This is a genomic window from Vibrio sp. 10N.222.54.E6, from assembly GCF_041473955.1.
In the GTDB taxonomy this organism is placed as follows: domain Bacteria; phylum Pseudomonadota; class Gammaproteobacteria; order Enterobacterales; family Vibrionaceae; genus Vibrio; species Vibrio tasmaniensis_A.
On sequence record NZ_JBFRTD010000049.1, the window covers coordinates 1 to 12,224 of the forward strand.

11 protein-coding genes are annotated in these 12,224 nt (G+C 44.5%); 6 read left to right on the forward strand and 5 right to left on the reverse strand.

The genetic code is table 11. From position 1 onward, the window contains the following. Positions 1–892: 892 nt before the first annotated feature. The 4 genes from AB4513_RS22870 to hemC are packed head-to-tail and all read right to left on the reverse strand — an operon-like array spanning position 893 to position 4,988. Positions 893–2,074, reverse strand: a complete 1,182-nt coding sequence (locus AB4513_RS22870; RefSeq protein ID WP_102258047.1) for a heme biosynthesis protein HemY — start codon at positions 2,072–2,074, stop codon at positions 893–895. Then, positions 2,074–3,300 (reverse strand): uroporphyrinogen-III C-methyltransferase, encoded by a 1,227-nt coding sequence (locus AB4513_RS22875; protein WP_009848203.1) that lies wholly within the window; start codon positions 3,298–3,300, stop codon positions 2,074–2,076. The genes AB4513_RS22870 and AB4513_RS22875 overlap by 1 nt, the downstream gene beginning before the upstream one ends. A gap of 18 nt (positions 3,301–3,318) precedes the next feature. Then, complete coding sequence (locus AB4513_RS22880; RefSeq protein WP_009848204.1) at positions 3,319–4,047, reverse strand: uroporphyrinogen-III synthase; 729 nt, start codon at positions 4,045–4,047, stop codon at positions 3,319–3,321. Between the two features lie 2 nt (positions 4,048–4,049). Then, positions 4,050–4,988 carry a hydroxymethylbilane synthase gene (gene hemC, locus AB4513_RS22885; RefSeq protein ID WP_009848205.1) on the reverse strand — a complete coding sequence of 313 codons (939 nt, stop codon included), beginning with the start codon at positions 4,986–4,988 and terminating at the stop codon, positions 4,050–4,052. Between the two features lie 344 nt (positions 4,989–5,332). Here hemC and AB4513_RS22890 point away from each other — a divergent pair, with 344 nt between their 5' ends. Beyond that, entirely contained in the window at positions 5,333–7,861 is a 2,529-nt protein-coding gene (locus AB4513_RS22890) for a class I adenylate cyclase (protein WP_009848206.1), read from the forward strand. A gap of 71 nt (positions 7,862–7,932) precedes the next feature. On the opposite strand, the gene cyaY is transcribed toward AB4513_RS22890, so the two are convergent. Then, positions 7,933–8,247, reverse strand: coding sequence for an iron donor protein CyaY (gene cyaY, locus AB4513_RS22895; RefSeq protein ID WP_009848207.1), 315 nt, complete (start codon positions 8,245–8,247; stop codon positions 7,933–7,935). Between the two features lie 75 nt (positions 8,248–8,322). Between cyaY and lptM the strand changes: the two genes are divergently transcribed. The 5 genes from lptM to xerC are packed head-to-tail and all read left to right on the forward strand — an operon-like array spanning position 8,323 to position 12,219. Continuing rightward, positions 8,323–8,439, forward strand: a complete 117-nt coding sequence (gene lptM / locus AB4513_RS24795) for a lipoprotein (protein WP_407829960.1) — start codon at positions 8,323–8,325, stop codon at positions 8,437–8,439. 41 nt (positions 8,440–8,480) lie between these two features. Next, a complete protein-coding gene (gene lysA, locus AB4513_RS22905; RefSeq protein WP_009848209.1) occupies positions 8,481–9,734 on the forward strand; it encodes a diaminopimelate decarboxylase in 1,254 nt (417 codons plus the stop codon). A gap of 11 nt (positions 9,735–9,745) precedes the next feature. Beyond that, the gene (dapF, locus tag AB4513_RS22910; protein WP_102258046.1) at positions 9,746–10,576 is read left to right on the forward strand and encodes a diaminopimelate epimerase; all 831 of its coding nucleotides are present in this window, start codon (positions 9,746–9,748) and stop codon (positions 10,574–10,576) included. 43 nt (positions 10,577–10,619) lie between these two features. Further along, positions 10,620–11,318: a DUF484 family protein gene (locus tag AB4513_RS22915; protein ID WP_009848211.1), complete on the forward strand. Its 699-nt coding sequence runs from the start codon at positions 10,620–10,622 to the stop codon at positions 11,316–11,318. Beyond that, entirely contained in the window at positions 11,287–12,219 is a 933-nt protein-coding gene (gene xerC, locus AB4513_RS22920; RefSeq protein WP_009848212.1) for a tyrosine recombinase XerC, read from the forward strand. The genes AB4513_RS22915 and xerC overlap by 32 nt, the downstream gene beginning before the upstream one ends. Positions 12,220–12,224: the final 5 nt, after the last annotated feature.

The following is a 12,224-nucleotide window of genomic DNA, read 5'->3' on the forward strand; positions in this document are numbered from 1 at the left end:
ACTCCGCCACTTATTAGAAAAGCCCTGCTAGAAATAGCGGGGCTTTTTTACATTTGGAGAAAAGTGTTTTGCTGTTAGGTTGTATGAGTGCTGTAAAGCTATCTCGCCCCTGCACTTCACGCTATATCCGGCACATATTAGAAAGCCTAGTCTGACGACTAGGCTTTCGTCGTTTCCGGCATCTGAGTTTATTATTCGTCTCCGACTTTTGTTGAAGCGTTTCTCGTTGCTCACGAACTCTGATATTCCAACACTAATTATAAAAGTCCTGCTCTTTCTAGAAGCGCTTGATTACGTTAGTTGATATTTGTGGCTATCGATTCAATGATTAACCTTTAGAGAATGTCTTAGTGAGGTTTACTTCTTACTAATTTGAAATGGTTGATAAAGATGTCTCGTCTTTAGTCACAAGGTTTTTCTGGTTCGGCAACTCTTGCTATATCTCTACTGCTTAATAGATGAACCTATTAAGCAGTTGCGTGAAACCCCGGCTTTAGCGTTTTATAGTTGGAATATTGATGGCCATTTAATTGCTAATTCAGCGTGATTTAACGTGGCTTTCGGTCTGTTGGTGAATATCTTTAAATGTGTTCTCTCAAAGTGAGCTCCTTTTACTCTTCAGCTTACAGGCGTCATACCTCTCGAGCCTCTTCTAAGAGCTTGTATATAAAAATCGTAAAACTACATATAGACACAATTAGTGTCGTTCTCCGTTTGTTTGGGAGGCTTTATTACGCTATTTCATAGTTACTTTTGTGCACTAGGTTTGGTGGCGTTGGACGGGTAGGGTTCGATGAGTTTGGTTTATAGGTGTTGTAGAAGTTATCTAGGGGCAAATAACAGATACAAAAAAGCCGATGCTAGACATCGGCTTAGTTTGAGTCGTTTTGAATTACGCTGGTTGAACGAGAGCGAGTGCTTTACGAGAAACCTCGTGAGCTGCTTTCGTTAAGTTTTGCTTCTCTAGGGCATCAGATAGGTATCCGTAATCTGAAACATTTGAGCGAAGTGCTAGTGCTTTTTCAAAGTGACTTTGTGCTTCTGCCCACTTCTGTTTTCTTAGGTAGAATTGAGCCAATGCGCTGTGTGCTTCGGCATTGCCACCATCTTTACTGATAGCACGCTCTAGCATCACAACTACTGGGTGGTGATCGGCAAGATTTAGCTCAGGAAGCAACATATAGAGCTCATTTGAACCACTCTTCGCAATGTTTTCTTTAATCACTGTGAAGGCTTCTGAATCAGCTTTACGAGCGATCAGTTGCTTCACAAAACAAGAAACAAGGTGAGAGCTTTGTTTTTGCTTTCTTGAAAGCTTATTCCAATGACTGATTAAACCTTCGCTACCTTGCTGCTGTGCCACATCGTGAAGCAAACCACATTGAGCTTTCTGTTCCAGCTCAACTTGTTCATCAGGTGTAAGAAGCTTGTTCTTAGCCAGCTTAGGCGTTAGCTCTAACAGTGGCTGCCACAGCTTAAGCTGCATGTAAGTGGCTTTTAGCAGGCCAAGTACGGCGGTGTTATTCGGGTACGAACCTTTCAATGTTGAAAGTGTATCGAATGCGGCTTCGTAGTTCGACTCACTGATCTGTTGTTTTGCTTTCGTTAGCTCAACGGCCAATAGAGAGTCCTCTTGTTGGCTAGCAAGCTCAATGTACTTATCACGCTCACTTGTATTGCCTTGTTCGTGAGCAGCTTGAGAAGCGACTAAATAACAAAGTAGCGGCATGTCGTGGTGGTTAGCCCAACGAGTTACCTTCTTCTCTGCGCCTTTCCAGTCACCTTCAAGAAGCTTGATGATGCCTTCATTGGTATAACGACGAGAGCGCTTTAGTTTACGAACACTGAACCAGTTCCAAGTTGTCGAGCTTGCGTACATAAGCTTTTTAAATAGGTACTCTAAGCCGAATAGAGCCGCTAGAAGAGCAATGACAAAGATAACCAGTGTTGTCACGCTCATCTCAATGGTTTTATTCGCAATTGAGATCAGAACGTAGCCTTGTTGACCAGAGAACTGAGTACCAACAATTAACCCAGCACCTAGAACGAGAAGAAGAAAAATCCAACGAATCATTATTTTTCCTCCGTGGTCATAACGGTGACTTCACGACGTAGGCGTTCACGTATCACGTCTGATAACTCATTTTGAGACTCAAGTTTCACAGGGTATTTCACAGAAATATTCTGCTCGCTCAGCTGCTTAATTGCCTTCTCAAACTCAATCACTGAGTTGTTATCTTGGTTTAGGTACGACTTCGACCACTCGTTAGCTGTTTGTAGTGCAGCACTGTAGACATCACCTTGTTCTTTGTAGATAGCACGAATTGCGGTCTCTAGTTTGCCCTTGATATTCTCACGCAGGTAAAAGTGTTGCTCAGGAGAGAGTAGAGGAATAACTTCACCATCACGACTGCGGAATGTGATGAAGTTTTCTGAAAAGTCTTTCATCGACGTCATCAGGTTGTTCTGCCAGTCATTAATATCTTGAGATACGGCTTTTTTCTCAACAACGGCAGCCTCAGGCAGGATTGCATTGGCAAGCGGCAGCGTATCGACTTGTTGTTGTAGGCTTGTGATGCGTAGAACTAAGCCATCACGGTCGATAAGAGGAATAGTGCGAAGCTTAGTAATGTCATTGGTCATTGATTGACGAAGAGAGACCAAGCTTGGGTCATTCAGTGCGGCGATACGTTGATCGGCGCTTTCCATTAGTTTGGTTGCACTAACGGCATCATGCTCTAGGAACAGTTTACGTCCTGCTAGTTTCACAAGGTAATCAGCTTCAGCAAGCAACCAGTCATTTGGACGGCGACCTTTAACATCAGCAACCGCTAGCTGTAGGCTTTGAATGCTCTTCTGTTGCTGAGATTGCACGACTTGAGTTTTCTCCACCGCATGTGATGCTTCTTGGATAGTCTCTTGCTTGATGGTTTGTAGATCTTTATTTACCGCAGATTGGGTATTTTGCAGTTGTGCTTGAAGAGCAGCGATTTGAGCCGAGTATTCAGCGCTCTTTTGCTGCATTTGAAATGCGATACCGCCACTGAAGATAATTGAAATCGCGATCGCAATAGCGCCTAGTTTTACACCGCGCTTACCTTGCTTTTCTGCTCTCTCTATTTGCTCTTTATGCTCAGCTTGAGGCTGTTCATTTTGAGCGGTATTTGACGCAGAGGCATCAAGTTTTTGTTCAGGCTGTTTTGTCTCTGTAGAGTCAGCTTTTTCGTTTTCAACAACTACTGGCTGAGTGTCTTGTTTCTTTTCAGGTTCAATATGCTCATTATTTTTTTTGCTTGTCATGCTTATTTCCTGTTCTAGCTAGGGCCGGAGAGCAGCCAGTAATATTTGGTTCGTAGCACTGTGAGTATTGGTCACGTTTGAGAAGCCGAGTTGTTGTGCTCGTTCTACAATGCGCTGGCTTGGGACAAATAAATGTCTTGTTGAAAGCCAAGCCAAATACTCATCAGGGGTAATTGAGCAGAGATACTCCAATTGTTCCTGACTAGTGATGACAACTTTGGACGTTTTTTTGTTTATCCATGTTTGATAGGTATTGTGGTCGCTAATAGGAATATATTCTCTACGGTAGGTCTCACAATAAGAGACTTTTGCACCTCGATTGAGTAGAGAATCTCTAATGAGCTCACGCCCACCATTTCCACGCAGTATCAAAATGGATTTATTATCTACGCCATTAAGTTCAGTAAGTTTGAGAAGATGTTCACTATCACTCACTTTGGGATAGTTTACTTTTTGTTTACTAACTTTGCTTAAAACGTGCGCAGTTTTTTGACCAACGCCAAGATAAAGCGGCGAAGTTGGCCAAATAGATGAAGTTTTCGAAAGGATGTTTTGGGCAGCGGTCACGGCGTGGTGACTGACTGCAATAATGATATCGCTGTTATTAAGCTGGGTGCTTAAATCCGATGAGTGTGGATTATCAACGATACGAATAAGCGGATGATGGATTGCTTGAATCCCTTCATCCGCTAGTTGTTGGCAAAGCGATTGTCCCTCTGAACCGGGACGAGTCACCAACACTGTCATAGTTATTCTTGGTCTGCGTATAGCTTGGTTAAGATTTCTCTCGCGCCATCATCCAGCAATTGATTTGCCAGAGTAACGCCAAGTGCTTCTGCATCTTTGCGAAGGCCAGAGATCTCACCACGAACCATTTTAGAACCATCTGGTTCGCCTACTAATGCACGTAGCCAGATATTATCGCCATCTAATAATGAGTAGCTACCGATAGGAACCTGACAACCACCTTCTAGAGTTAGGTTCATTGCACGTTCGCATAGCACACGATCGGCTGTGTCTTTGTGGTTCAGTGGCTCAAGAAGCTTGATTAGACGTTCATCATCTAGACGACACTCAATACCAACAGCGCCTTGCCCTACAGCAGGTAGAGACTGTTCAGGTTCGATAAAGCTACGGATACGCTCTTCTAGCTCTAATCGCTTAAGGCCAGCTGCTGCCAGCACGATAGCATCGTATTGACCATCATCGAGTTTACCTAGACGAGTACCAACGTTGCCACGCAGCTCTTTAATGATGAGATCTGGGCGATATTCTAGCAACTGACATTGACGACGCAGGCTGCATGTACCTACGACAGCACCTTGTGGTAACTCATCGATGTTGTTGTAAGTATTTGATACGAAAGCATCACGAGGATCTTCGCGCTCACAAATAGTTACTAGACCTAGACCTTCAGGGAAGTCGACCGGTACGTCTTTCATTGAGTGAACTGCGAGGTCAGCACGACCTTCTAGCATTGCTACTTCAAGTTCTTTAACGAATAGCCCTTTACCGCCTACCTTAGCAAGTGGCGTGTCTAGGATGATGTCACCTTTGGTCACCATAGTTACCAACTCAACCTCTAAACCAGGGTGAGCAGCTTGCAGTGCATCCCTTACAAAGTATGCCTGCCAAAGGGCAAGAGGGCTTTTTCTGGTCGCGATACGAATTGGTGCTGAATTTGTCATGGTGTTTCCGATATAGGTTCTGTAATAGGCTAATCCTACCATTGTGAGGCGAAAATTCTTACTGTTTGATCATTCGATACTTTGATAGCAGAGGGAATTTCATGAGTTCACCAAAATAGTGTGATTGGTATCTCATTTGAAACATGGGCTATTATTAGAAATAGTCAATAAAGAGGACACTACGGCGCCGCGAGTTTTACTTTCAGTCATCAAGGGATTCGTAAGTATGACGGCGTCCTTTGCTTTACCGATAAGGGTAAAAGTGTTAAATTGATCACGTTTTGTTGCTGCTTTCGTTCAGTAACTAAACAGAAGTACACTTAATCTCAAACCAAGGACTTACCTTGCAGGCTTACACTCAAACTTTGATTCAACGATTAGACAATCTAAATCAGCAGCGCATTGATCGTGCGTTGGCGTTGATGAATGTCCAGGGCCAGCGAGTTTTTAACCTTATCCCCGCGCTGCTTCACTTCAATCATCCGATGATGCCTGGTTATTATGACCAACAAGTTCCTTTTGGAATTCGTAGCTTCACGCTTAATGAATTCCAAAAGCAATTTGTCTCTGATACTGAATTAACTCTGGGCGGAAAACTTACCGAGGCCGCTGAACCAGCAATCTTGGGTTTGTACACCATGGGCAGCACTTCGTCTATTGGTCAAAGTACCTCAAGTGATCTTGATATCTGGGTGTGTGTATCTCCAGATATGGATGGCGCATCTCGCGATAGCCTGACCAATAAATGTCTGCTTATTACTGATTGGGCTGAAACCTTAGGGGTTGAAGCGAACTTCTTTTTGATGGATGAAGAGCGTTTCCGCTCGAATCATTCTGAAGAGATGACCGGTGATAACTGTGGTTCTTCACAGCACTTACTACTGCTTGATGAGTTCTACCGCTCAGCCGTTCGTTTGGCTGGCCAGCGTTTGTTGTGGCAAATCATCCCGCCAGAAATGGAGGAGTGCTACGACGAGTATGTCCAAGGTTTATGTAACGATGGTTATCTTGATTGCTCGCAGTGGATCGATTTCGGCAAGCTGAACAGTATTCCTGCTGAAGAGTACTTTGGTTCAAACCTATGGCAGCTCTATAAGAGTATCGACTCACCGTATAAATCGGTGTTGAAGGCGATCCTGCTAGAAGCTTATTCATGGGAATACCCAAACACCCAGCTTCTTAGTATTGACACCAAGCGTCGTTTCTTCGCAGATGAACCTGATCTGTATGGCATGGATAGCTACTATCTGATGCTTGAGAAGGTAACTCGCTACCTAGAACGTATCAACGACCATACTCGATTGGATTTGGTGAGACGCTGCTTCTATCTTAAAACCCACGAGAAGTTGTCACGAGATGCGGGTATTGGTTCTGTCGCATGGCGTCGTGAAGCCTTAACCGAGATGACTAAATCTTGGAACTGGGGACATGAAACCATTGCTGAGCTCGACAACCGCCGTAACTGGAAGGTTGAGCAGGTTAAAGTGGTGCACCATGCGCTGCTTGATGCATTGATGCTTAGCTATCGTAACCTGATTCAATTTGCACGTCGTAACGACATCACTTCAGCTATCAGCCCGCAAGATATCAGTATCTTGGCACGTAAACTTTACGCTGCGTTTGAGGTGTTACCAGGCAAAGTGACGCTACTGAATCCACAAATATCCCCGGATCTCCATGAGCCTGATTTGAGCTTTATCGAAGTTCGTCAGGGTCAGTCAAATAAAGCGGGTTGGTACTTGTACAAACAGCCTTTGATTGCACATCGCATTCTCGGTCAGCCTTCACTTGAGCACCATGAGTACTTGAGTAAGTTGGTTGCTTGGTCATTCTTTAATGGTTTGATTACGGAGTCGACGCGTTTGCACTCTGTGGTTCGTGACGCCCACATTGATATCGATAAGTTCTATCAAATGGTGAGCGATCTACGTAATACCTTCTCTTTGCGTAAGCGTCGTCCGAGTATGCAGGCACTGGCGAGCCCGTGTGAGATAAGCCAACTGGCGATGTTCATCAACTTTGAAAATGACCCGACGTCTGAATTAAGTGGTCGCGCATTAAAAGTGGATCTTAAGAATGCCGATATTTTCAGTTTTGGTGAAGAAGGTAAGAGCTTAGTCGGTAGTGTCGATCTGGTTTATCGGAACTCTTGGCATGAAGTTCGTACACTTCATTTCCAAGGCGAAACCGCGATGTTGGACGCGCTGAAGACGGTACTGGGTAAAATGCACCAGGATGCGTTGCCGCCAGAGTCGGTCGATGTGTTCTGTTACAGCAAAAACTTACGCGGTGTGATGCGTAATATGGTGTATCAACTGCTTGCCGAGTGTATCGACTTGCGATTAAAACCAATTGAGCCAGAGAAGCGCCGCCGATTTAAAGCTATTCGCCTGGCAAACAAAATGTTTGGTCTGTTCTTTGAACGTCGTGGCGTTTCGGTGCAGATGCTGGAAAACTCGGTCGATTTCTATCGTAGTATCTCGACGAATAAGCTGAAGGGCTCACCTTTACTGATGCTCGATAAAGAGCAAGAGTATCAGCTACCAGAAGTGGTTGATGGTTTTGCGAGTGAAGGTTTAATTCAATTTTTCTTTGAGGATACCGACAAAGGTTTCAATATTTATGTATTGGACGAGTCGAATCAGGTTGAGGTGTATCACCAGTACAGCGGTGAAAAAGATGAGATGATCGCAAGCGTGAATTCTTTCTACACTTCAGTAAAAGATGAGTCAAAGGTGTCGTCTAAGTTGATTAACTTTAACCTACCTCAGTACTACCAAATTGTTCACCCTGAAGAAGGTAACTCTTATGTGGTGCCATATCGTAACGATGCGACTTTAGCTTCTCGGAGCTCAAAGATAGTCAATATCTAGTCTTACCAAGACTGATTGATATTAAAAAAGGAGTGATTGATTCACTCCTTTTTAGTTTTGCTTACAAATGATTAGACCCAATTAATCTCTTCATCTGCGTGCTTTTCGCACTCTTCTTTGACCATCTCAAACAACGCCATGCCCGTCTTTGAACATGTCCACTTGTCGTCAACTAGCTTGAAGTGAAAGCCGCCAGATTTAGACGCTAACCAGATCTCACGCATTGGTTCTTGGCGATTGATGATAATTTGGCTGCGGTTTTCAAACTCCAACGTCATTACGTTACCAGTCACTTCATAATCAATATCTGCCTCTGATTCATCGATCGCTTCTTCGATGTTTTGCATCTGTATATCGACCAGCTTATGAAATTCAGTCTCGTTCATCCTTTCTATCCTATTGCTTTTCCTGAGTGTGGTGCGATTATAGGGGGCATTGAGTTAATAATCACGATGTGCAAAATGAAAAAACTAATTACAGCTCTGTTTATGGTGTCCGTTATTGGACTTTCTGGTTGTGGTCAAACGGGTCCTTTGTATGATCCTGATGAAGTTCAACAGACTGAACAATCACAATAAGTGAAAAACGCAGAAATCGTTATTTATAAGGGATAAGAACTTTGGATTACTTCAACTATCAGGAAGATGGCCAGCTTTGGGCTGAGGACGTCGCACTTTCACAACTAGCAGAGCAATATGGTACACCGCTGTATGTATATTCTCGTGCCACATTAGAACGTCACTGGAACGCATTTGACTCATCGGTAGGTGAGCACCCGCATTTGGTGTGTTACGCCGTTAAAGCTAACTCGAATCTAGGCGTGTTGAATACCTTAGCTCGTTTGGGTTCTGGTTTTGACATCGTTTCTGGTGGTGAGCTAGAGCGTGTGGTTGCTGCAGGTGGCGATCCGGCGAAAGTTGTTTTCTCTGGTGTCGGCAAAACAGCCGCAGAAATGAAGCGAGCGCTTGAGTTGAACATTAAATGTTTCAACGTAGAGTCTGAGCCAGAACTGGAGCGACTGAATAAAGTGGCCGGTGAACTTGGAGTTAAAGCGCCGATTTCACTGAGAATCAACCCTGATGTTGATGCCAATACTCACCCTTATATCTCTACGGGTCTGCGTGATAACAAGTTTGGTATCGCCTTCGATCGTGCTCCTGCTGTTTATGCGTTTGCTAAAACACTCGATAACTTGTCTATCCATGGTATTGATTGCCACATCGGCTCTCAGTTAACCGATATCGAACCTTTCATCGATGCCACTGATCGCTTGCTTGCGTTGATCGACCAACTACGAGCTAACGATATCAACATCAAGCATCTTGATGTTGGCGGTGGTTTGGGGGTGGTTTATCGTGATGAATTACCACCACAGCCTTCTGACTACGCGAAAGCCTTGTTGGCTCGCCTAGACAATCATTCTGATCTAGAGCTGATTTTCGAGCCTGGAAGAGCGATTGCGGCTAACGCTGGTGTATTATTAACAAAAGTCGAGTTCCTTAAGCCAACAGAGCATAAGAACTTTGCCATTATCGATGCGGCAATGAACGACCTGATGCGCCCTGCACTTTACCAAGCTTGGCAAGATATTGTTCCAGTTAGCCCGCGTCAGGGTGAAGCTGTGACTTACGATTTAGTTGGCCCTATATGTGAAACGGGTGACTTCCTAGGTAAAGATCGTGACCTTGTTCTTGAAGAGGGCGATTTATTGGCTGTTCGTTCAGCAGGTGCTTATGGCTTCGCTATGTCATCTAACTACAACACTCGTTCGCGTGCGGCAGAAGTGATGGTTGATGGCGATAAAACTCATTTGGTTCGTCAGCGTGAAGAGCTTACGAGTCTGTGGGAACTTGAAAACATTCTTCCGGAGTAATTTTAAGCGTTATGCACTTCCACTTTTCTAAAATGCATGGTTTGGGCAATGATTTCATGGTCGTGGACTGCATTACTCAAAATATGTTCTTTTCTCCAGATTTGATCCGTCGTTTGGCGGATCGTCACACTGGTGTGGGTTTTGACCAGCTACTTGTAGTTGAAGCTCCCTATGATCCTGAAACTGACTTCCATTATCGCATATTTAATGCAGATGGCAGTGAAGTTGAGCAGTGTGGCAATGGTGCACGTTGTTTTGCTCGATTCGTTCGCATGAAAGGCTTAACGAATAAGTACAGCATCAACGTGAGCACCAAGAAAGGGAAAATGGTTCTTAAGATTGAAGACAATGATTTAATCACTGTCAACATGGGTATTCCTGAGTTCGAACCGGGCAAGATTCCATTTAAGGCGAAGCAGCCAGAAAAGACGTATATCCTAAGAACGGATGTACACACCTTGTTCTGTGGTGCTGTTAGCATGGGTAACCCACATGTGGTTACCGTAGTTGATGACGTCGATACAGCAGATGTGGATACCTTAGGTCCGCTGCTTGAATCTCACGAACGTTTTCCTGAGCGTGTTAATGCTGGCTTTATGCAAGTGGTTAACCGTGAAGAGGTTCGCTTGCGCGTCTACGAACGTGGTGCGGGTGAAACTCAGGCGTGTGGCAGTGGCGCATGTGGTGCAGTTGCTGTTGGTATAACACAAGGCTTACTGGCTGAGAATGTGAAGGTTCGTCTACCTGGTGGTGACTTACACATTAGCTGGCAAGGCCCTGGGAAACCTCTGTTGATGACTGGCCCAGCAACGCATGTGTTTGATGGTCAGCTTTCTTGCTAATAACGATATAACAAATAGATTTATAAAAAATAAAGGATAGGTTTTGTCTTACGTTGAAGGCGACACTCTGACTGCAGAGGTGGTTGCGGAATATTTACGTGATAACCCAGATTTCTTTCAAAACAGGAAAGATTTGGTTGATCGCCTTGCTATTAATAATGTTGAGCAGGGCGCTGTTTCTCTGGTTGAGATTCAGCTTAAACGTCAGCGTCATAGAATCGAAGAGCTGGAAGAAGAGATCACTGGCCTGATGTCACTAGCGGCGAATAACGATAAAACTTTCTATGAATTCATGGATCTGCAAACTCAAGTGTTGAAATGCAGTGACTTCATTCAGGTTATCAAGGCTGTTGAACAAAAAGCGTTGGAACTAGGGCTTAAGGCTCATGTACGAGTTCTCTCACAATTAGGTTTTTATCAGCTGAATGAAGAGCGTTACTCGAAATTTTCACTTAACCATTTCAATGGCAAAGATGCTTATCTAGGGCGATTGAGAAAGGCAGACAGACACGATTTGTTTGGTGATTATCCAGTTCCAGAGCTAGGCTCTTATGTAGTGCTCCCCCTTGCTAAGCGAACTCCACTGGGTGTACTCGCTTTTTCTAGTGAAGATGGCGGACACTTCCAGCCTCATATGGACACGCTCTTTTTACGCCATTTAGCACTTGTTGTCGCTCATTTGGCGGACACCTTACCTTGGCAGATAAATAATGAGCCTAGAGCCCAAAATACCTCTTCCTAATAGCCTTCAAAAGCCGCTTTCTCGCTTCTATGAATATCTTAGAAGTGAGAAGGGACTCAGCTTACACACCCAACGTAACTACAAACAACAACTTGAAACCATGGCCGCTCATTTAGTCACTCTTGGACTAAAGGATTGGTCTCAAGTCGATGCGGCGTGGGTAAGACAACTTGCAAGTAAAGGCATGCGCGAAGGAATGAAAGCGAGCAGTATTGCGACTCGCTTATCGTCACTGCGCAGCTTCTTTGATTTCCTTGTCTTGCGTGGCGAAATGACCGCCAATCCAGCCAAAGGGGTTTCAGCACCTCGTAAACAACGTCCTTTGCCTAAAAACCTCGATGTTGATGAAGTCGGTCAGTTGCTTGATGTGAATGAGGACGACCCACTGTCAATTCGCGACCGAGCGATGATGGAAGTGATGTATGGTGCTGGATTACGTTTGGCTGAGCTGGTCGGTATCAATCTTAAAGATGTATTGGGTCGACAAGGCGAAATCCGAGTGATTGGTAAAGGCGACAAAGAACGCAAAGCGCCTTTTTCTGGTTTAGCGAAAGAGTGGGTTGAGAAATGGCTCAAAGTTCGTGGTGAACTAGCTTCGCCGGGTGAGCCAGCACTGTTTGTCTCGAAGTTAGGGACTCGTATCTCTCATCGCAGCGTGCAAAAGCGCATGGAAGAGTGGGGCAAGAAGCAATCTGTCGCGAGTCACATCAGCCCGCATAAACTGCGCCACTCCTTTGCAACGCATGTACTGGAGTCGAGCCAAAACCTTCGTGCGGTTCAAGAGTTGCTCGGGCATGAAAACATCTCGACAACCCAAGTGTACACTCACTTAGATTTCCAACATTTAGCACAAGCTTATGACCAAGCTCATCCAAGAGCTCGTAAGAAGAATAAAGATTAGATTAA

What these genes read in the sequence shown, in the direction of transcription:
- AB4513_RS22870 (WP_102258047.1), bottom strand. Translation starts at nt 2,074, where the DNA reads ATGATTCGTTGGATTTTTCTTCTTCTCGTTCTAGGTGCTGGGTTAATT.
- AB4513_RS22875 (WP_009848203.1), bottom strand. Translation starts at nt 3,300, where the DNA reads ATGACAAGCAAAAAAAATAATGAGCATATTGAACCTGAAAAGAAACAA.
- AB4513_RS22880 (WP_009848204.1), bottom strand. Translation starts at nt 4,047, where the DNA reads ATGACAGTGTTGGTGACTCGTCCCGGTTCAGAGGGACAATCGCTTTGC.
- hemC (WP_009848205.1), bottom strand. Translation starts at nt 4,988, where the DNA reads ATGACAAATTCAGCACCAATTCGTATCGCGACCAGAAAAAGCCCTCTT.
- cyaY (WP_009848207.1), bottom strand. Translation starts at nt 8,247, where the DNA reads ATGAACGAGACTGAATTTCATAAGCTGGTCGATATACAGATGCAAAAC.
- lptM (WP_407829960.1), top strand. Translation starts at nt 8,323, where the DNA reads ATGAAAAAACTAATTACAGCTCTGTTTATGGTGTCCGTTATTGGACTT.
- dapF (WP_102258046.1), top strand. Translation starts at nt 9,746, where the DNA reads ATGCACTTCCACTTTTCTAAAATGCATGGTTTGGGCAATGATTTCATG.
- xerC (WP_009848212.1), top strand. Translation starts at nt 11,287, where the DNA reads ATGAGCCTAGAGCCCAAAATACCTCTTCCTAATAGCCTTCAAAAGCCG.